Origin of the sequence: Massilia sp. BSC265 (genome assembly GCF_000740675.1) — a bacterium.
In the GTDB taxonomy this organism is placed as follows: Bacteria; Pseudomonadota; Gammaproteobacteria; order Burkholderiales; family Burkholderiaceae_D; genus Telluria.
On record NZ_JPXI01000031.1, the window covers coordinates 81,360 to 101,597 of the forward strand.

The 20,238-nt window shown below is 65.2% G+C and carries 18 protein-coding genes; 15 read left to right on the top strand and 3 right to left on the bottom strand.

Going from position 1 to position 20,238, the window contains the following annotated elements:
- Nucleotides 1-3: 3 nt before the first annotated feature.
- The 12 genes from murD (at nucleotide 4) to lpxC (ending at nucleotide 12,696) form a co-directional block, all read left to right on the top strand.
- Nucleotides 4-1,503, top strand: a complete 1,500-nt coding sequence (gene murD / locus MA09_RS11100; protein WP_036248209.1) for a UDP-N-acetylmuramoyl-L-alanine--D-glutamate ligase — start codon at nucleotides 4-6, stop codon at nucleotides 1,501-1,503.
- Nucleotides 1,503-2,720, top strand: coding sequence for a putative lipid II flippase FtsW (gene ftsW, locus MA09_RS11105; RefSeq protein ID WP_036248211.1), 1,218 nt, complete (start codon nucleotides 1,503-1,505; stop codon nucleotides 2,718-2,720). The genes murD and ftsW overlap by 1 nt, the downstream gene beginning before the upstream one ends.
- Entirely contained in the window at nucleotides 2,717-3,793 is a 1,077-nt protein-coding gene (gene murG, locus MA09_RS11110; protein WP_229440666.1) for an undecaprenyldiphospho-muramoylpentapeptide beta-N-acetylglucosaminyltransferase, read from the top strand. Before ftsW ends, murG begins: the two co-directional genes overlap by 4 nt.
- Nucleotides 3,790-5,178 carry a UDP-N-acetylmuramate--L-alanine ligase gene (gene murC, locus MA09_RS11115; protein ID WP_036248213.1) on the top strand — a complete coding sequence of 463 codons (1,389 nt, stop codon included), beginning with the start codon at nucleotides 3,790-3,792 and terminating at the stop codon, nucleotides 5,176-5,178. The genes murG and murC overlap by 4 nt, the downstream gene beginning before the upstream one ends.
- Nucleotides 5,165-6,154, top strand: coding sequence for a D-alanine--D-alanine ligase (locus tag MA09_RS11120; protein WP_036248216.1), 990 nt, complete (start codon nucleotides 5,165-5,167; stop codon nucleotides 6,152-6,154). The genes murC and MA09_RS11120 overlap by 14 nt, the downstream gene beginning before the upstream one ends.
- A 6-nt stretch (nucleotides 6,155-6,160) precedes the next feature.
- A complete protein-coding gene (locus tag MA09_RS11125) occupies nucleotides 6,161-6,985 on the top strand; it encodes a cell division protein FtsQ/DivIB (RefSeq protein WP_036248219.1) in 825 nt (274 codons plus the stop codon).
- A 13-nt stretch (nucleotides 6,986-6,998) separates the two neighbouring features.
- Nucleotides 6,999-8,231: a cell division protein FtsA gene (gene ftsA, locus MA09_RS11130; protein ID WP_036248222.1), complete on the top strand. Its 1,233-nt coding sequence runs from the start codon at nucleotides 6,999-7,001 to the stop codon at nucleotides 8,229-8,231.
- Between the two features lie 179 nt (nucleotides 8,232-8,410).
- Nucleotides 8,411-9,604, top strand: coding sequence for a cell division protein FtsZ (gene ftsZ / locus MA09_RS11135; protein ID WP_036248224.1), 1,194 nt, complete (start codon nucleotides 8,411-8,413; stop codon nucleotides 9,602-9,604).
- Between the two features lie 228 nt (nucleotides 9,605-9,832).
- Nucleotides 9,833-10,336, top strand: coding sequence for a peroxiredoxin (locus MA09_RS11140; protein ID WP_036248226.1), 504 nt, complete (start codon nucleotides 9,833-9,835; stop codon nucleotides 10,334-10,336).
- Between the two features lie 47 nt (nucleotides 10,337-10,383).
- Nucleotides 10,384-10,833 (top strand): GNAT family N-acetyltransferase, encoded by a 450-nt coding sequence (locus MA09_RS11145; RefSeq protein WP_036248228.1) that lies wholly within the window; start codon nucleotides 10,384-10,386, stop codon nucleotides 10,831-10,833.
- Nucleotides 10,834-10,868: 35 nt separating this feature from the next.
- Complete coding sequence (locus tag MA09_RS11150) at nucleotides 10,869-11,711, top strand: DMT family transporter (RefSeq protein ID WP_036248231.1); 843 nt, start codon at nucleotides 10,869-10,871, stop codon at nucleotides 11,709-11,711.
- A gap of 49 nt (nucleotides 11,712-11,760) precedes the next feature.
- Complete coding sequence (gene lpxC / locus MA09_RS11155) at nucleotides 11,761-12,696, top strand: UDP-3-O-acyl-N-acetylglucosamine deacetylase (RefSeq protein ID WP_036248233.1); 936 nt, start codon at nucleotides 11,761-11,763, stop codon at nucleotides 12,694-12,696.
- A 43-nt stretch (nucleotides 12,697-12,739) separates the two neighbouring features.
- Here lpxC and MA09_RS11160 read toward each other — a convergent pair whose 3' ends face one another.
- Nucleotides 12,740-13,525, bottom strand: coding sequence for a DciA family protein (locus tag MA09_RS11160; RefSeq protein ID WP_307183709.1), 786 nt, complete (start codon nucleotides 13,523-13,525; stop codon nucleotides 12,740-12,742).
- A 108-nt stretch (nucleotides 13,526-13,633) separates the two neighbouring features.
- On the opposite strand from MA09_RS11160, the gene secA reads away from it, so the two are divergent.
- The 3 genes from secA to MA09_RS24125 all read left to right on the top strand — a co-directional run bounded on the left by secA (nucleotide 13,634) and on the right by MA09_RS24125 (nucleotide 17,748).
- Nucleotides 13,634-16,417, top strand: coding sequence for a preprotein translocase subunit SecA (secA, locus tag MA09_RS11165; RefSeq protein WP_036248238.1), 2,784 nt, complete (start codon nucleotides 13,634-13,636; stop codon nucleotides 16,415-16,417).
- Nucleotides 16,418-16,630: 213 nt separating this feature from the next.
- On the top strand, nucleotides 16,631-17,257 hold the full coding sequence (locus MA09_RS11170) for a LysE family translocator (RefSeq protein WP_036248242.1): 627 nt from the start codon (nucleotides 16,631-16,633) through the stop codon (nucleotides 17,255-17,257).
- A 101-nt stretch (nucleotides 17,258-17,358) separates the two neighbouring features.
- Entirely contained in the window at nucleotides 17,359-17,748 is a 390-nt protein-coding gene (locus MA09_RS24125) for a DUF2750 domain-containing protein (RefSeq protein ID WP_229440670.1), read from the top strand.
- Between the two features lie 11 nt (nucleotides 17,749-17,759).
- On the opposite strand, the gene alr is transcribed toward MA09_RS24125, so the two are convergent.
- Both alr and MA09_RS11185 read right to left on the bottom strand, forming a co-directional pair.
- On the bottom strand, nucleotides 17,760-18,863 hold the full coding sequence (gene alr, locus MA09_RS11180) for an alanine racemase (protein ID WP_036248245.1): 1,104 nt from the start codon (nucleotides 18,861-18,863) through the stop codon (nucleotides 17,760-17,762).
- 7 nt (nucleotides 18,864-18,870) lie between these two features.
- Entirely contained in the window at nucleotides 18,871-20,160 is a 1,290-nt protein-coding gene (locus tag MA09_RS11185) for a D-amino acid dehydrogenase (protein WP_036248248.1), read from the bottom strand.
- Nucleotides 20,161-20,238: the final 78 nt, after the last annotated feature.

Here is a 20,238-nt window from a genome sequence, read left to right on the forward strand (position 1 = left end):
AGAATGAACTACGAAGGCAAATCCGCATTGGTGCTGGGCCTGGGCGAATCCGGGCTGGCGATGGCGCAATGGCTGGCCCGTTGCGGGGCACGCGTGCGCGTGGCGGACACGCGCACCGAGCCGCAGCGCCTGTTCGCCCTGCGCCAGGTGCTGCCGAATGGTGAGTTCGTTGGCGGGGAGTTCGGTGGGTCCCTGCTGGAAGGAATGGATTTCGTGGCCGTGAGCCCGGGCCTGGCGCCGGATCGGGAACTCGCGCACATCACTCCCGCAGCACGCGAGCGCAACATCCCCGTATGGGGCGAGATCGAACTGTTCGCGCAGGCGCTCGCGCACCTGCGTGCCGAGCGCGGCTATGCGCCGAAGCTCATCGCCATCACCGGCACCAACGGCAAGACCACGGTGACGAGCCTGACCGGCCTGCTGTGCCGCCGTGCCGGCCTGTCGACCCGCGTGGCCGGCAACATCAGCCCGGCCGCGCTCGACGTGCTGCGCGAAGTGCTCGACAACGATGACCTGCCGCAGGCCTGGGTGCTCGAGCTGTCGAGCTTCCAGCTGCATACCACCTTCAGCCTGCAGGCCGATGCGGCCACCGTGCTGAACCTGACCCAGGACCACCTCGACTGGCATGGCAGCATGGATGCCTACGCCGCCGACAAGGCGCGCATTTTTGGTTCCGACACGGTGCGCGTGCTGAACCGGAACGACGCCATCGTGATGCGCATGACGGCCGCCGACGCGCCGGCCCATACCTTCGGTACGGACGAACCGTCGGATCCGAACAGCTTCGGCCTGGTCAACGAGCGCGGCGTGCTGTGGCTTGCCAATGCCGTTGCGCTCGACGACGAGCCGCCCAGGAAACTCAAAAAAGGCGAGATCGCGCCGCCCGTGGAAGTCGCCGTGAACCGCCTGATGCCGGCCGACGCGCTCAAGATCCGCGGCCTGCACAATGCCTCGAACGCGCTGGCCGCGCTGGCCCTGTGCCGCGCCTGCGGCCTGCCGCTGGCGCCGCTGCTGCACGGCCTGCGCGAATACGCCGGCGAGCCGCACCGCGTCGAGCTGGTCGCCAGCATCGACGGCGTCGACTACTACGACGACAGCAAGGGCACCAATGTGGGCGCCACCGTCGCCGCGCTGGAAGGCCTGGGCAAGGCTTTCGCGGGCGAAGACCAGCAGATCCTGCTGATCGCCGGCGGCGACGGCAAGGGCCAGGACTTCGCGCCGCTGGCCTTGCCGGCCTCGCGCTACGTGCGTGCCGTGCTGCTGATCGGCCGCGATGCGCCGGCTGTCAGGGCTGCGATCGAGCCGACCGGCGTGCCGGTGTTCGACCTGCCGGGCCTGCCGGAAGCGGTGCGCCGCGCCGCCGGCCTGGCGCGTCCGGGCGACAGCGTGCTGCTGTCGCCGGCCTGCGCCAGCCTCGACATGTTCACCAACTACGCGCACCGCGCGCAGGTGTTCGTCGACGCGGTCCGTGACATCGCACTGGAAAAAGGGCAGGAGATCTGATGGCCTTCCAGATTCCCTTCAAGTTCTCCGGATCGAGCAGCGACGCCACCATCGCGGCGCGCAGCCGTCCGTCGAAGATGATGGACTACGACCAGCCGCTGGTCTGGGTCACCGTGCTGCTCATGATGTTCGGCCTGGTGATGGTGTATTCGGCCTCGATCGCGCTGCCGGACTCGCCCAAGTTCGCCTACCTGAACGACAAGAACGAATATTTCCTGTACCGCCAGACGATGTACATCATCGTTTCGATGGCGGCCGCCGCCGTCGTGTTCCAGGTGCCGGTGGCCGTGTGGCAGAAGTGGGCGCCGATGATGTTCATCGGAACGCTGGTGCTGCTGGTGATCGTGCTGATCCCGGGCATCGGCCACTCCGTCAACGGCGCGCGCCGCTGGCTGCCGCTGAAGGTCATGCTGCTGCAGCCGTCCGAGATCATGAAGATCGCGGTGGTGCTGTACGCGGCCGACTTCACGGTGCGCAAGCAGGAATACATGCACAAACTGACCAAGGGCTTCCTGCCGATGATGGTGGCGATCGGCCTGGTCGGCGGCCTGCTGCTGATGGAGCCGGACCTCGGCGCCTTCGGCGTGATCGTCTGCATCGCCATGGGCATCCTGTTCCTGGGAGGGATCAACATCGTCTGGTTCGGCGGCATCGGCGCGCTGCTGGTGCTGATCTTCAGCGCGATCATCGCGCTGTCGCCGTTCCGCCGCGCCCGCATGTTCGCCTACCTCGACCCGTGGGCGGACGGTCATGCGCTGGACAAGGCCTACCAGCTGACACACTCGCTGATCGCTTTCGGCCGCGGCGAGTTCTTCGGCGTGGGCCTGGGCGGCAGCGTCGAGAAGCTGTTCTACCTGCCGGAAGCGCACACCGACTTCATCATGGCGGTGATCGGCGAAGAGCTGGGCCTGGTCGGCGTGCTGACCGTGATCGCCATGTTCTACTGGCTCGTCAAGCGCGCCTTCGACATCGGCCGCCAGGCCATCGCCCTCGACCAGATTTTCGCCGGCCTGGCCGCCAAGGGCATCGGCATCTGGATCGGCGCCCAGACCTTCATCAACATGGGCGTCAACCTTGGCCTGCTGCCGACCAAGGGCCTGACCCTGCCGCTGATGAGCTTTGGTGGCTCAGGCGTCCTGTTCAACTGCGTCGGCCTCGCCATCCTCCTGCGGATCGACTACGAGAACCGGGTGCGCATGCGTGGAGGCCGCACATGACCAAGCGCCTGATGATCATGGCGGCCGGCACCGGCGGCCACATCTTCCCCGGCATCGCGATCGCGCACACCATGCGCGCGCGCGGCTGGGAAGTCTCGTGGCTGGGCACCGCCCACGGCATGGAAACCGACCTGGTGCCGAAGGCCGGCATCCCGATGGACAGCATCGACTTCGCCGGCCTGCGCGGCAAGGGCCTGGGCCACACCATCAAGGGCGCGTTCAAAATGCTGGGCGCCTTCGCCGCCTGCCGCCGCTACCTCGGCCAGCGCAAACCCAATGTCGTGCTGGGTATGGGCGGCTACGTCACGGTGCCGGGCGGGATGATGGCGAAGACGCGCAACATTCCGCTGGCGTTGGTGAATGCCGATGCGGCGCTCCTGCTATCGAACAAGACCCTGGCCCCGATCGCCAGCCGGGTGCTGTTCGGCTTCCCGGCCGATTTCGGCGCGGCGCTTGGCAAGGCGGTTGTCACCGGCAATCCGGTGCGCCAGCAGATCCTCGATCTGCCGCAGCCGGCAGCGCGTTTCGCCGGCCGCAGCGGCCCGCTGCGCGTGCTGGTGGTCGGCGGCAGCCTGGGCGCGAAGGTGCTGAACGACAGCGTGCCGGCCGCGCTGGAGAGAATCGACCCGGCAACGCGCCCGATCGTGACCCACCAGTCGGGCAAGAAGAACATCGACGCGCTGCGCGCCGCCTATGCGGCAGCCGGCGTGCAAGCCAATGTGGTCGACTTCATCGACGACATGGCGGCGGCGTATGCGAACGCAGACCTGGTGATCTGCCGCGCCGGCGCGATCACGGTGTCGGAACTGACGGCGGCGGGCGTGGCCAGCGTGCTCGTGCCTTTCGTCGCGAGCACCACCAGCCACCAGCGCGACAACGCGATCTGGATGCATGGACAGAAGGCGGCCGTTCACCTGCCGCAGGGCGAACTGAATCCGCAGCGGCTGGCTGGCCTGCTGCAAACGACGACGCGTGAAGACTGCCTGGCGATGGCCAGGTCAGCCTACGGCGTGGGCAAGCGCGACGCCAACGAGGCGATCGCGCGCGAACTGGAGAAACTGGCGGACGCATGAAGCACAAGATCAAGAACATCCATTTCGTCGGTATCGGCGGCAGCGGCATGAGCGGCATCGCCGAGGTGCTGCTCAACCTGGGTTACAACGTGTCGGGTTCCGACCTGGCAAGCAATGCCGCCAGCCAGCGCCTGGCGGAACTGGGCGCCCGCGTCTACACCGGCCACTCGGCCGAGCATGTCGTCGGCGCCAACGCGGTCGTGACCTCGACCGCCGTCAACGAAGCCAATCCGGAAGTGGTTGCCGCCCGCGCCGCCAAGGTGCCGGTGGTGCCGCGCGCGATCATGCTCGGCGAACTGATGCGCCTGAAGCGCGGCATCGCGATTGCCGGCACCCATGGCAAGACCACCACCACCAGCCTGGTGGCGTCTGTGCTGGCCCAGGGCGGCCTGGACCCCACCTTCGTGATCGGCGGACGCCTGACCGCGGCCGGCGCCAACGCCAAGCTGGGCTCGGGCGACTACATCGTCGCCGAGGCCGACGAGTCGGACGCCTCCTTCCTGAACCTGACGCCGATGATCGAGGTGATCACCAACATCGACGCCGACCACATGGACACCTACGAGCACGACTTCGAGAAGCTGAAGGCCGCCTTCGTGAACTTCACCCACCGCCTGCCGTTCTACGGCCGCGCGATGCTGTGCATCGACGATCCGCACGTGCGCGCCATCCTGCCGCAGGTGACCAAGCCGGTGACGACCTACGGCTTCTCGCCGGACGCCGAAGTGCGTGCTTTGGACGCTTATGCCGAGGGCGTGCAGATGCACTTCACGGTGCGCCAGCAGGGCTACCCGGACGCGAAGTTCGTGCTGAACCAGCCGGGCATGCACAACGTGCTGAACGCCTGCTCGGCGATCGCGATCGCGCGCGAGATCGGACTCGACGACGCCTCCACCAACCTGGGCCTGCAGAATTTTAGCGGCGTCGGCCGCCGCTTTACCCGCTACGGCGAGGTGGCGATCCCTGGCGGCGGCAGCTTCACCCTGGTGGACGACTTCGGCCACCACCCGGTCGAGACCGAGGTGACCCTCGCCGCCGCGCGCGCCGCCTATCCGGGCCGCCGGCTGGTGCTGGCCTTCCAGCCGCACCGCTACAGCCGCACGCGCGACCTGTTCGAGGACTTCGTGAAAGTGCTGGCGACCCCGGACGTGCTGCTGCTGGCCGATGTCTATGCCGCCGGCGAGGCCCCGATCGTGGCCGCAGACGGCCGCGCCCTGGCGCGCGCACTGCGCACCGGCGGCAAGCTGGAACCGATTTTCGTGGAGGCGATCGCCGACATGCCCGCCGCCATCATGAGCGTGGCGCGCGACGGCGACGTCGTTCTCACCATGGGCGCCGGCTCGATCAGCGGCGTCCCGCACCAACTGACCAATGCAAAGGCTTAATACCGTGAACGCAACCACCTCCACCATTGATCCGGCATCCTTCGGCAAGGTTGGCGTGCTGTTCGGCGGCCGCTCCGCCGAGCGTGACGTGTCGATCATGTCGGGTACCGGTGTCCTGAACGCCCTGAAATCGCGTGGCGTCGATGCCCATCCCTTCGACCCGGGCACCCAGAGCCTGGCCGAACTGGCCGAACAGAAGTTCGACCGCGTGTTCATCGCGCTGCACGGCCGCTACGGCGAAGACGGCAGCCTGCAGGGCGCGCTCGAGCAGCTCGGCATCCCCTACACCGGTAGCGGCGTGATGGCGTCCGCCGTCGGCATGGACAAGATCACCACCAAGAAGATCTGGAAGATGGACGAGATCCCGACGCCGGACTACATGACGATCGATCCGTCCACCGACCTCGACGAAGTCCTGGTCGCGCTCGGCCTGCCGATGATCGTCAAGCCGCCGCTCGAAGGCTCGACCATCGGCATCACCAAGGTGAACAAGGCCGGTGAGCTGAAGGCCGCTGTCGACCTGGCCCTCGGCTTCGACCCGGTGGCGCTGGCCGAGGAATTCGTCACCGGCCGCGAATTCACCGTGGCCGTGCTGGGCACCGGCAAGACCGCCCGTGCCCTGCCGATCGTCGAGATCGTGGCGCCGGAAGGCAACTACGACTACCAGAACAAATACTTCACCGACGACACCAAATACCACTGCCCGGCCCAGCTGGACCCGCTACTTGCCGAGGAAATCCAGCGTCACGCCGTGAACGCCTACCGCGCGCTCGGATGCGAGGGCTGGGGCCGGATCGACGTGCTGGTGCGCAAGGAAGACATGCGTCCCTTCCTGCTGGAAGTGAATACCTCGCCGGGCATGACCTCGCACTCGCTGGTGCCGATGGCCGCGCGCGCAGTGGGGATCAGCTATGAAGACCTGTGCCTGGAAATCCTGGCGTCGGCGCGCCTGAAGATGGCAAAGGCAAAGGAATAAAACCGCATGTGGCATGACGTCCGCGCCCTCAACGCGACCGCCAGCAGCCTGGTGGCGCTGGTGGTGCTCGCCTGTATCGGGTCCGGCGTGTGGTGGCTGTCGCAGCGCCCCATGTTTTCGCTGCGCGCGGTGACGGTGGAAAGCATGTACCAGCTGCCGCTGCGCCACGTGAACGAGCTCACGGTGCGCAACGGCGTGATCGGCAAAATTCGTGGCAACTTCTTCACCACGGACCTGGAGGGGGTGAGGGCCACTTTCGAAGCGGTGCCCTGGGTGCGGCGCGCCACGGTGCGCCGCGAGTGGCCGGACCAGCTGATCGTCGAGGTGGAAGAGCACGAGGCGCTCGGCACCTGGGGCGAGGATGGCCGCCTGCTGTCGGTCAAGGGCGACGTCTTCACCGCCAACCTGGCCGAGGCGGACGACGACCACGAGCTGCCGGCCTTTAACGGCCCGAAGGGCAGCGAGAAGGAAGTGCTGGCCCGCTTCACCGAGCTGCGTTCCTGGTTCGCGCCGGTACAGCTGGCGCCGATGGCGCTGTCGCTGTCCGACCGGTATGCCTGGACCGTGAAGCTGGATAATGGCATGAGCGTGGCGCTCGGCCGGGAGCAGGACAAGGACACGCTGAAAAAGCGCGTGCAGCGGCTGGTGGGCGTCTACCCGCAGCTGGTCGCGCGGCTGCAGGAAGGGCGCATCGACACCATCGACATGCGCTATCCGAACGGTCTCGCGCTGTCCTCGGCAGCGCTGGCAGTGCCGGAAGACGCCACCAAGCCGGTCAAGCCGGCAAAGAAAAAACCGAATCAATCCAACAAGACAACCAAGCAAACATAAGCAGGCAACAGCAATGACAAAAGACGCGAAGAACCTGATCGTCGGCCTCGACATCGGCACCTCGAAGGTGGTGGCGGTCGTGGCCGAAGTGATGTCCGATGGACGCCACGAGGTGATCGGCCTCGGTCAGCACGAGTCGAAAGGATTGAAGAAGGGCGTGGTCGTGAACATCGAAGCCACCGTCGAGTCGATCCAGCGCGCGCTCGAGGAAGCGGAGCTGATGGCCGACTGCAAGATCCGCAACGTCTATGCTGGCATCGCCGGCAGCCATATCCGTTCGTTCAATTCGAGCGGCATGGTTGCGATCAAGGACAAGGAAGTGACGGCCACCGACGTGGCGCGCGTGATCGAGACCGCCAAGGCGGTCAACATCCCGACCGACCAGCAGCTGCTGCACACGGTACCGCAGGAATTCATCGTCGACAACCAGGAAGACGTGCGCGAGCCGATCGGCATGAGCGGCATCCGCCTCGAGGTGCGCGTGCACATCGTCACCGGTGCGGTATCCGCGGTCCAGAATATTGTAAAGTGCGTGCGCCGTTGCGGGCTCGAGGTTTCCGACCTGATCCTGCAGCCGATGGCATCGGCCGACGCCGTGCTGACCGCCGACGAGAAAGAGCTGGGCGTGGTCCTGATCGACATCGGCGGCGGCACCACCGACATCGCCGTGTTCTCCGACGGCGCGATCCGCCACACAGCCGTGCTGCCGATCGCCGGCGATCAGATCACCAGCGACATCGCGATGGCGCTGCGCACGCCGACCGGCGAAGCCGAGGACATCAAGATCCGCTATGGCGTCGCCAAACAGGTGCTGGCCGACCCGGGCGAGACCCTGGAGGTGCCGGGGCTGGGCGACCGCGGACCGCGCGCCCTGTCGCGCCAGGCCTTGGCGGCCGTGATCGAGCCGCGCGTCGAAGAACTGTTCGCGATGGTGCACACGGTGGTGCGCGAGTCGGGCTACGAGGGCGTGCTCTCGTCGGGCATCGTGCTCACCGGCGGCAGCTCGATCATGCCGGGCATGCTCGAGATGGCCGAAGACATCTTCCTCAAACCGGCGCGCCTCGGCACGCCGGATTACCGCGGCCAGCTGGCCGACGTCGTGCGCAGCCCTCGCTACGCCACGGTGCTCGGCCTGCTGCTGGAGGCGAAGAAGCAGTACCTGCGCGGACACATCGTCACGCGTCAGGATGGTTCGGTGAAAGCAGTGTGGCAGCGGATGAAGGAATGGATAGCGGGGAACTTCTAAAGCGAGAGCAGAGATCAGTAGTCGGGCAAGGCGTTAAATTTTTCAGTACGTCAGCAACAAAGCGTTCACGGGTAAAGATTTTTTAAATACAATCGCTACTTCCGGTTTTTCAGGGCTCTGCCAGGGGCCTGGCACCAGCCTTGAGACGGAAGCGGCATCTTGAATATTGGGAGTTCGATATGGAGTTCGATATGGTCGATAACGCAGCACTGGGAACCGTTATCAAAGTTGTCGGCGTCGGCGGCGCCGGCGGCAACGCGGTTCAGCACATGATCAACAAGGGTGTGTCCGGTGTCGAGTTCATCGCCGCAAACACGGATGCGCAGGCACTTGCGGTTTCGGGCGCCAACAACATCATCCAGATCGGCGAATCCGGCCTGGGCGCGGGCATGCGTCCGGAAGTGGGCCGCCAGCTCGCCGAGCAGTCGCGTTCGCGCATCGAGGATGCGCTGCGCGGCGCACACATGGTCTTCATCGCTGCCGGCATGGGCGGCGGCACCGGCACCGGCGCCGCACCGATCGTCGCCGAAGTCGCCAAGACCATGGGCGCACTGACCGTTGCCGTGGTCTCCAAGCCGTTCTCCTACGAAGGCGACAAGTGCATGCAGGTTGCCGAAGCGGGCCTGGAAGAGCTGAGCAAGCACGTCGACTCGCTGATCGTCATCCTGAACGAGAAGCTGGAAGACATCTACGAAGACGAGTCGATGCTCGACTGGATGAAGCACGCCGACGACGTCCTGAACAACGCGGTGGCCGGTATCGCCGAAATCATCAACGTGCCGGGCCACATCAACGTCGACTTCAACGACGTGAAGACCATCATGAGCGAGCAGGGCAAGGCCATGATGGGCACCGCGACCGCTTCGGGCGTGGACCGTGCGCGCATCGCTGCCGAGCAGGCCGTGGCATCGCCGCTGCTGGATGGCATCGACCTGTCGGGCGCCAAGGGCGTGCTGGTCAACGTGACCGCCAGCCGCGGCCTGAAAGGCAAGGAGATCAAGGAAGTCATGGCCGCCGTGCGCGCCTTCGCCGCGCCGGACGCGTCGATCGCACAGGGCATCGCCTACGACGACGCGATGGGCGACGAGCTGCGCGTGACCGTGGTCGCGACCGGCCTGGGCAAGAACAAGAAGATGCAGCTGGTGCAGCCGCAGCAGATGCTCAAGACCGGCACCTACAACGCGCCGGTGATGGCCGGTACGACGGCCGTGGCCGGCGGCCTGACCATGGGCCATGCGGGCGACGCGCTGGGCGGCATGAAGCAGCCGGCCGTGTGGCGCCGCGAGCAGGCATCGGAGCAGGTGCAGGCGATGCAGCGCAACGGTGTCGAGACCTACGACATTCCGGCCTTCCTGCGCAAGCAGGCTGACTGATTCGAAGTCGGATGAATGAATGGGGGCCAGCGCAAGCTGGCCCTTTTTTTTCGTAGGGTGGGCGGCTTCGCCGCCCACGCGTTCAACTCACGGTAGATTAACCACTCCGCCCGTACTGGCTGAACGCGTGGGCGGGAGACCCGCCCACCCTACGAAAGCCCTTTCAGCAGACTCAGTCGACATCGGCGATAATTGCCGGATTCTCAAAACATTGAAGGAGCACACCCCATGACCATCCAGATCGGCGACCGCCTGCCGGAAGGCACCCTGTCGGAATTCATCGAAACCGAAACCGCCGGCTGCTCGCTGGGTCCCAATACCTTCGAAGTGGCCGACCTGGTGCGGGGCAGGAAGATCGTCATCTTCGGCCTGCCGGGCGCCTTCACCCCGACCTGCTCGGCCCAGCACGTGCCGGGCTACGTCAAGAACGCCGAAGCCCTGAAGGCCAAGGGCGTCGACGAAATCTGGTGCATCTCGGTCAACGACGCCTTCGTCATGGGGGCCTGGGGCCGCGACCAGAAAGCGACCGGCATCGTGCGCATGATGGCCGACGGTAACGGCGCCTACTCGAAGGCCCTGGGCCTGGACGCCGACTTCTCGAAGTACGGCATGGGTACCCGCTCGCAGCGCTATTCGATGCTGGTCGAAGACGGCGTGGTCAAGCAGCTGAACGTCGAGACCGCCGGCTTCGAGGTGTCGAGCGCCGAAAAGATGCTGCAACAACTGGGTTAATCTTTCCCGATCCCTGCAAACGGCGCTGCGGCGCCGTTTTTTATCCCATGATCATCAATACCGAATCCCCCGACCAGCCGGAAGTACGGGCCATGCTGGAGCAGCTCGACGCCTACTGCGCCGCGCTGTACCCGGCCGAATCGAACCACCTGATGGACGTCGCCTCGCTGCTCGCGGGCGACGTTCTGTTCCTGGTCGCGCGCAATGTGGAGGGTAGGGCGGTCGGCTGCGCGGCGCTGATCAACCGTGGCAGCTACGGCGAAGTGAAACGCATGTTCGTCGACGCAGCAGGGCGCGGCCGCGGCACTGGCCGCCAGCTGCTCGACCAGCTGGTGATGTTCGCGCGCATGTCCGGCCTGCAGGTCTTGCGCCTGGAAACCGGCATCCACCAGCGAGAGGCGATCGGCCTCTACGAACGCGCCGGGTTCAAACGCTGCGGGCCTTTCGGCGAGTACCAGCCCGATCCGCTCAGCCTGTTCATGGAAAAAAGCCTTTGAAACGACCCGCTGGTAACCTCTACAGCATCTATGCGATGATGCTGGCCGTGTTCATGTTCGCGCTGATGGACACGGTGATGAAAGTCCTCTCCCAGACCTACCCGGCCATCCAGGTGGCCGCGCTGCGCTCGCTCACCTCGCTGCCGCTGATCGTCGTCTATGTCGGCATCAAGGTCGGCTACGGCGACATCTTCCGCATCCGCTGGCCGCTGCATCTCCTGCGCGCGGTGCTGGGCATCGCGATGCTGAGCTTCTTCGCCTTCGGCATCCGCAAGCTGTCGCTGGCCGAGGCCTACACGATCTTCTTCATCGCGCCGGCGATCATCACCGCGCTGTCGGTCTGGTTCCTGAATGAGCGCGTCAACCTGGCCCGCTGGATCGCGATTGCCGTTGGACTGTGCGGCGTGCTGGTGGTGCTGCGCCCGAGCGGCGCCGGTTTTCTTACCATCGGCGGCCTGGCGGTGCTGGGTGCGGCCTCGATGTATGCCATCTCGGCGATCACGGTCGGCATCCTCGCCCGGACCGACCGCAGCGAGCACATGGTGTTCTGGCTGATGGTCATGATGTCGATCGGCGCCGGCGCCTTGGCGGCGCCGGGCTGGGTCGGCATGCGCATGAGCGATATCCCTTTGTTGCTGGGCCTGGCCCTGAGCGGCTTCATCGGCCAGCTCGCCATCACCGAGGCCTTCGCCAAGGGGGATGCCTCGAGCGTCGCGCCCTTCGAGTACACCGCGCTGGCCTGGGCGGTCGGCCTCGACTGGCTGCTGTGGCAAACCCTGCCGGACGGCTGGACGGTGGTGGGGGCGGCGATCATCATCGGCAGCGGTATGTATCTGATTCGCCACGAAAAAGTCCACGTGGAGTCGGACCATCCGTAGAAGCGGGCAGGCCTCAGCGAGGGCAGGGGCGCTGGGCTATAATCGCCGGATGCTGAAACAACGAACCATCAAACAGGTCGTCCGCACCACCGGTGTCGGCGTCCACTCGGGCACCAAGGTCGAACTGACCCTGCGTCCGGCGCCGCCGGGCGCCGGCATCACCTTCCGCCGCGTCGACTACGATCCCATCGTCGCCATCCCGAGCGCGGCCGACGTGGTCGGCGAGACCCGCATGGCCACGGTCCTGATCCGGGATGGCGCGCGCGTTTCCACCGTCGAGCACCTGATGTCGGCCTGTGCCGGCCTCGGCATCGACAACCTGACCGTGGACGTGACGGCCGAAGAGATCCCGATCATGGACGGTTCGGCGGCTTCCTTCGTGTTCCTGCTGCAGCAGGCCGGCCTGGAAGAGCAGGATGCGCCGAAACGCTTCATCCGCGTGCTGAAGGACGTCGAGATCCGCCAGGGCAGCGGCAACAACGAGAAGTGGGCGCGCCTGTCGCCCTACGACGGCTTCAAGCTCGACTTCTTCATCGAGTTCAACCACCCTGCCGTGGACGGCACCATGCAGCGCGCTTCGGTGGACTTCGGCGACGTGTCCTATGTACACGACGTGGCGCGCGCGCGTACCTTCGGCTTCATGCAGGACGTGGAAACCCTGCGCGGCATGGGCCTGGCGCGCGGCGGCTCGCTGGAAAACGCGATCGTGATGGACGAGTACCGCATCCTGAATGCGGACGGACTGCGCTACGAGGACGAGTTCGTGCGCCACAAGATTCTCGACGCGATCGGCGACCTCTATATCGTGGGCCACCCGCTGCTGGCCAGCTACACGGCGCACAAGTCGGGCCACGCGCTCAACAACGAACTGCTGCGCAAGCTGCTGGCAACGCCGGATGCCTACGAGTGGGTCGAATTCGATTCGCTGAGCGAGGCGCCGCCGTCTTACCTGCGGCAGATGACGCGGGAGTGGGCGCAGATGTGATGTGCCCGGGCGCACGCCGGTGTCCGCGCGTGCACGTCCTTGTTTACTTCCGCTTCTCTGCGAGCCTGCGCAAGGCCGCCACCAGATCCTTGTTCTGGCTGGTATCCTCCAGCGACTCCGCCAGTTCCTCGAAAGCCTGCACCGCGGTCTTCGGCAACTCCAGCGTGCGCATCTGCGGCTTGTCCTCCGGCATCGCGCGTCCCACCTGTACTTTCAGCTTGACCGATTCCACCGCCCAGCCGCGCTGCGCCAGCGCGGACTGCAGCTTGGGCAGCATCTGCTTCATCCGTGCCGCCACGGCCGAGCTCGGCACAGCGAGCACCAGCACCCCGTCGTGGAACGAGATCACATCGGTGTTGCCGGCCATGACGGGCAGGATGGCGGCGCAGTCGGACTGCAGGCGCGCCATGCGCATCGCGGCAGGCAGGAGGCTGGCCATGCGGTCGTTCTTGCGCAGGAAATCTGTCGCGACGATCGAGGTCTGCCGGTTCTTGGTACCGTAGATATGCACGGGATCAGGTAAACAAAGGGAGGGGAATGACGATGCCCGCACCATATCACAAAGCGGATGCGCTGCGCATCCAATGTGCAGTTGCCGGGCGCCGAGGCCGCTCAAGCCGTGGCGGAACTGTGGCGTACGATGCAATTTGATAACATTCTGCTGTCCAGCAGCCTTGTTATCCTGCCCAATGACCCCAAGTGTGGCCGGATCGCATGATAAAATCAGTAGCTTTTTGCCATAGGCGGTCTTCGGCGGGTCGTAAAAACGGTCGCCTCGGAAAACCTGCTGCGCGTTGCACTGGCGGTCTGTGATGCTCGCTGTACTCACGTACAGCTGCGCTTCTCGACCACCATTGCCGCCGCTCGCGACGGTTTCCGAGGCGCCCTACGGCTCACCCCTGGCTCTTTTTGCGGCGTAATTTTCTAGAACACAGCAATGTCATTCCTGACCCAGATTTTCGGCAGCCGTAACCAGCGTCTGCTCAAGCAATACCAAAAGACCGTGCGTCAGATCAACGCGCTCGAGCCCCAGATGGAAAAGCTGTCGGACGCCGAACTCCAGGCCAAGACGCCGGAATTCAAGGACCGCCTGGCCAAGGGCGAGACGCTCGACGACATCCTGCCGGAAGCCTTCGCCGTCTGCCGCGAAGCCGCGAAGCGCGTCATGAAAATGCGCCACTTCGACGTGCAGCTGATCGGCGGCATGGTCCTGCACCAGGGCAAGATCGCGGAAATGGGCACCGGCGAGGGCAAGACCCTGATGGCGACCCTGCCGGTCTACCTGAACGCCCTGTCGGGCAAGGGCGTGCACGTCATTACCGTCAACGATTACCTGGCACAGCGCGACGCCGAGTCGATGGGCCGCCTGTACGGCTGGCTCGGCCTCACCACCGGCGTGAACCTGTCGCAGCTCGACCACGACAGCAAGCAGAAGGCCTACGCTTCGGACATCACCTACGGCACCAACAACGAATTCGGCTTCGACTACCTGCGCGACAACATGGTCTACGACGTGCGCGAACGCGTGCAGCGTAGCCTCAATTTCTCGGTGGTCGACGAGGTCGACTCGATCCTGATCGACGAAGCGCGGACGCCGTTGATTATTTCCGGCCAGGCCGAGAACCACACCGACCTGTACCACCGCCTGAACGCGCTGCCGCCGCTGCTGACCCTGCAGGTCGGCGAGGAGACCCCGGACGGCAAGGGCAAGATCGAAGTCCCGGGCGACTACACCAAGGACGAGAAGGCGCACACCGTGCTGCTGACCGAAGCCGGCCACGAGAAGGCAGAAAGCATCCTGACCGAATGGGGCCTGCTGCCGGAAGGCGCCTCGCTGTACGACGCCGCCAACATTACCCTGATCCACCACCTGTACGCGGCGCTGCGCGCCCACGTCCTGTACCACAAGGACCAGCACTACGTGGTGCAGAACAACGAAGTGGTGATCGTCGACGAATTCACCGGCCGCCTGATGACGGGCCGCCGCTGGTCGGACGGCCTGCACCAGGCCGTGGAAGCCAAGGAAGGCGTGCGCATCCAGAACGAGAACCAGACCCTGGCCTCGATCACCTTCCAGAACTACTTCCGCATGTACACCAAGCTGGCCGGCATGACCGGTACGGCGGACACCGAAGCCTACGAATTCCAGGAGATCTACGGCCTCGAGACCGTGGTCGTCCCGCCGAACAAGCCGTCGCAGCGCAAGGACCGCCAGGACCAGGTCTACAAGTCGGCCGAAGAGAAGTACAACGCGATGCTGGGCGACATCCGCGACTGCTACGAGCGCGGCCAGCCGGTGCTCGTGGGTACCACCTCGATCGAGAACTCGGAACTCCTGTCGGGCATCCTGAACAAGGCCAAGCTGCCGCACAACGTGCTCAACGCCAAGCAGCACGCTAGAGAAGCGGAAATCATCGCGCAGGCCGGTCGTCCGAAGATGATCACCATCGCCACCAACATGGCGGGCCGCGGTACCGACATCGTCCTGGGCGGCAACGTCGAGAAGCAGATCCAGCTGATCGAGGCCAACGACGCACTGTCGGACGCCGACAAGGCCGCGCAGGCCAAGCAGCTGCGCGACGAATGGCAGTCGCTGCACGACCACGTGGTGAGCGTGGGCGGCCTGCACATCATCGGTACCGAGCGCCACGAATCGCGCCGGGTCGACAACCAGCTGCGCGGCCGCTCGGGCCGCCAGGGCGACCCGGGTTCCTCGCGCTTCTACCTGTGCCTGGACGATCCGCTGCTGCGCATCTTCGCCGGCGACCGCGTGCGTGCGATCATGGAACGCCTGAAGATGCCCGAAGGCGAGCCGATCGAGGCGGGCATCGTGACCCGCTCGATCGAGACCGCCCAGCGCAAGGTCGAGGCCAGGAACTTCGACATCCGCAAACAGCTGCTGGAATACGACGACGTCGCCAACGACCAGCGCAAGGTGATCTACACCCAGCGTAACGAGCTGCTCGAATCGGTCGACATGGCCGAGCTGATCGCCTCGCTGCGCGTGGGCGTGTTTACCGACCTGGTGCGCCAGTACGTGCCGGCCGAATCGGTCGAGGAGCAGTGGGATATCCCATCGCTGGAGTCGGTCCTGGCCGCCGAGTGGGGCTTGACGGTGCCGCTGCAGAAGATGCTGGCCGACGACCCCAACCTGAACGACGACGACATCCTCGAGAACGTGCTGAAGGCGGCCGCGGAGTCGTACGAGGGCAAGGTCGCCGTGGTGGGCCGCGAATCCTTCGGCGGCTTCGAGCGCAACGTCATGCTGCAGAGCCTGGACACCCACTGGCGCGAGCACCTCGCGGCGCTGGACCACCTGCGCCAGGGCATCCACCTGCGCGGCTATGCGCAGAAGAACCCGAAGCAGGAATACAAGCGCGAAGCCTTCGAGCTGTTCAGCAGCATGCTGGACGCGATCAAGAACGAAGTGATCCGCACCATCATGACGGTCCGCATCCAGACCCGCGAAGAAGTCGAGGCAGCCGAAGCGGCGATGGCGGCCCAGGTCGCGCACCTGGAAAACATCAACTTCCAGCATGCCGACTTCAACCCGTCGGCGGCGCCGGAAGAGCTGCTCAACCCGAACCCGGTGCGCGCGGATTCGGCGGCGGTGGCGGCGGAAGACCACAACACCTACATGGGCATGAAGGTCGGCCGCAACGATCCGTGCCCGTGCGGCAGCGGGAAGAAGTTCAAGCAGTGCCACGGCAAGCTGGCGTAAGCTGCGGTATCGTGTGTGAATGGAAACGGCCGGGTGAACCCCGGCCGTTTTTTTACGTTCGAACCTGAAGTTCGCCATGGCGTTGGCGTCTGTGTAAGGTTTCACAGCAGGATGCGATTTTCTTCATTGGCAAGCTGCTATGCTGAGCGCAACGGCTGCCATCGGCCAAAAGCAGACCCAGACATCGTTACCAACTTCTTACTGAACAGAGTTATGTTATCTATAGAGCAATTCTTTGCGTTCCTTGCCGCTGCGCTTCTCATCACCGCTACGCCCGGCCCAGACAATCTGATGGTTCTTGGGATGGGTATATCGAAAGGGCAGCGGCGCGGAATCGTGTTTGGTCTAGGCTGTGCTTTTGGTTGCCTCAGCCATACGATTTTGGCGGTGGTTGGCGTTAGTGCATTGATCGCAGCTTCGCCCGCAGCATTTACATTGCTCAAGATTGCAGGGGGCTTATATCTGATTTGGCTCGGCTACAACGCTCTGCGCAGTTCGGGTTCGGTGAAGATCGAAGCTGTACAGTCCGTGGATGAATCATTGACCAAGCTATTCCTCAAAGGTTGTTTGGCAAACGCGATCAATCCTAAGGTTGTCCTCTTTTTCTTATCCTTCTTGCCACAGTTCGTCATTCCCGCAAACGGCCCCGTTGGCCTGCAGCTTGCTGGCTTGGGACTAACTTTTACACTCCAAGCGGCTGTACTGTTTGGGTTGCTCGGCTACTTTTCCGGCGCGATTGGCCAATGGCTGAGTAAGCGCCCAAAAGCTGGTGTTGTCCTCGATCGTATCGCCGGCGCAGTGTTCGTGGGCTTAGGCTTGAAGCTCATTGTTTCCCGCTGAAATTTAGGTCTGCTTCGGGTCGATTGCGGTCACTCAGCAAGTGCCCCGTCCAGCCCGAGCCAAACCAAGCTGGGCCAGATGAGACGCCAAGGACTTAAGCATTGAAACTTTCCCAATCACAGTTCACTGCATTGATGTCTTCGTCGGACACTGCGCGATTCAAGCATTTCATCGGCCGTGCCGCAGACTGTGAACGGCTATGGAGTCTGCGCGACGCCAGTGGCTGGGTAGTAGCGGTGGATTGCGCCGGTGCACCCGGTTTCCCGGTATGGCCGCATCTAGACTACGCAAGGGCTTGCGCGACGGGCATGTGGGCCGGATACCTGCCGGCCGAGATCGATGTGCATGCGTTCACAGAAGCATGGTTGCCCGATATGGCGGAACGCGGGGTGTCGGTCGAGGTCTTCCCGACCCCGTCGGCGAGGGGAGTATGGATGAGGCCGGAAGAACTGCAGCATCACCTCGCCGATGAGCTGGACAAGTACGCTTGAGCGAACGGCGTTCAGACGTAATGCCGATGGAAGCGGTTGCCGAGGCGCGTCAGCACTTCGTAGCCGATGGTCCCGGCCAGCGCCGCCACCTGGTCCACTGGCTGGTGCGCGCCCATCAGCTCGACCTCCGCTCCCGGCACGATGCGCTCCGGCGCGATTCCGGTCACGTCCAGCCCCATGCTGTCCATCGACACCCGGCCCACGATCGGCACCTTGACGCCATCCACGAAGGCGAAGCCGCGCCCCGACAGCGAGCGGAACCAGCCATCCGCGTAGCCGACCGACACGGTCGCGATGCGCTGCTCGCCGGTGCAGGCATGGTGCGCGCCGTAGCCCACCACGTCGCCTTCGCACACGCTGCGCACCTGCACCACGCGCGCGTGCAGCGAGACCGCCTGCCTGAGCGGATTCGGAGTGCCCGGCTGCGGATTGATGCCATACAGCGCCGCACCCGGGCGCAGCAGGTCGTAATGGTACGAAGAACCCAGGAACACGGCCGAGGAATTGGCCAGGCTGGCCGGCACGCCCGGGAACAGCTCGCGCAGTTCGTCGAAGCGGCGGCGCTGCGCCTCGTTCATCGGGTGCAGGGGCTCGTCCGCGCAGGCCAGGTGGCTCATCACGAGGGTGGGGCGCACGCCCGCGAGCCAGTCGCGGTCGGCCACCAACGCCAGCAGATCGGCCGGCGCGATGCCCATGCGCGACATGCCGGTGTCGACCTGGATCGCGGCCGGCAGCTCGCGCCCGAGCTTGCGTGCCAGCGCACGCCATTCCTGCACCTGGCCCGGATCGTTCAGGACCGGCCGCAGGTCGTACTGGAAGCAGTCGCGCGACGTCCCCGGCGGCGGGCCGTGCAGCACGTAGATCGCGCAGTCCTCGGGGACCAGCTGGCGCAGGCGAATGCCTTCGTCCAGGTGGGCGGTGAAGAAGGTCTTGCAGCCTTCGAGCACCAGTGCCGGCGCCACCTGTTCCATGCCGAGCCCGTAGGCATCGGCCTTCATGACGGCCGCGCAGGCCCCCTTGGTTTTCCCGGCCAGCAGCCGGTAATTGTCACGGATCGCACCCAGGTCGACCACTAGCCGCGCCCCTGCGCGGGACGCATCTACCGAATCCACCATCTCCCGCTTACGCCTTGACCAGTTCCGGCGCGGCGCCGCGCTGCGGGACGCCGGCATAGCGGAACACCGCCAGGTCCTCGGCGCGAATGGCCGGCTGCTTGCCGCTCACCAGGTCGGCGATGACGGCGGCCGAGCCGCAGGCCATGGTCCAGCCCAGGGTGCCGTGGCCGGTATTGGTGAACAGGTTGCGCAGCGGGGTGGCGCCGACCACCGGGGTGCTGTCCGGCGTCATCGGGCGCAGGCCGGTCCAGAAGCTGGCCTGGCGGGTGTCGCCGGCGCCCGGGAACAGGTCGTTGACGACCATTTCCAGGGTTTCACGGCGCGCCGGGTTCAGGACCTTGCTGTAGCCGGCGATCTCGGCCATGCCGCCCACGCGGATGCGGTCTTCGAAACGGGTCACGGCGATCTTGTAGCTCTCGTCCAGGATGGTCGACACCGGCGCACGTGCGGCGTCGGTGATCGGCACGGTGATCGAGTAGCCCTTCAGCGGGTAGACCGGCAGCGTGAACTGGTTCTTGAGCAGCAGGCGCGAGTAGCTGCCCAGCGCCAGCACGTAGCGCTCGGCGGTGAGCACGCCCGTGTCGGTGCGCACGCCGACGACCTGGTCGCCGCTGGTGAGCAGTTCGCGGATGTCGGTGTCGAACTCGAAGCGCACGCCCAGGTCGCGCGCCATCACGGTCAGGCGGCTGGTGAACAGCTGGCAGTCGCCGGTTTCGTCGTTCGGCAGGCGCAGGCCGCCCACCAGGGTGGCATGATTGCCCAGCGCCGGCTCGGCCTTGCCCAGCTCGCGGCCCTGCAGCAGTTCGTACTCGACGCCGGCTTCCTTCAGCACTTCGATGTCCTTGCCCGCGCTCTCCAGCTGCTGCCGGGTGCGGAACAGCTGGATGGTGCCGAGGGTGCGGCCCTCGTACTCGATGCCGGTCTGGGCGCGCAGTTCGCGGATGCAATCGCGGCTGTACTCGGCCAGGCGCACCATGCGTTCCTTGTTGACGGCATAGCGGTCGGCGGTGCAGTTGCGGTACATCTGCCACATCCAGGCAAGCTGGAACAGCGAGCCGTCCGGGCGGATCGCCAGCGGCGCGTGCTTCTGGAACAGCCACTTCGCGGCCTTCAGCGGAATGCCCGGCGCCGCCCACGGCGAGGCATAGCCCGGCGAGATCTGGCCGGCATTGGCGAAGCTCGTCTCCAGGGCAGGGCCGGGTTGACGGTCGATGACGGTGACGTCGTGGCCTGCCTTGGCCAGATAGTAAGCGGTGGTCACGCCGACCACGCCGCTGCCCAGTACGAGAACGCGCATGATGTGCCTAGGTCCTGAAGTAAAAGAAGCCGGATTTAGAAAAGATTGCCATGATACATGGGGAAGTGAAATAATGGT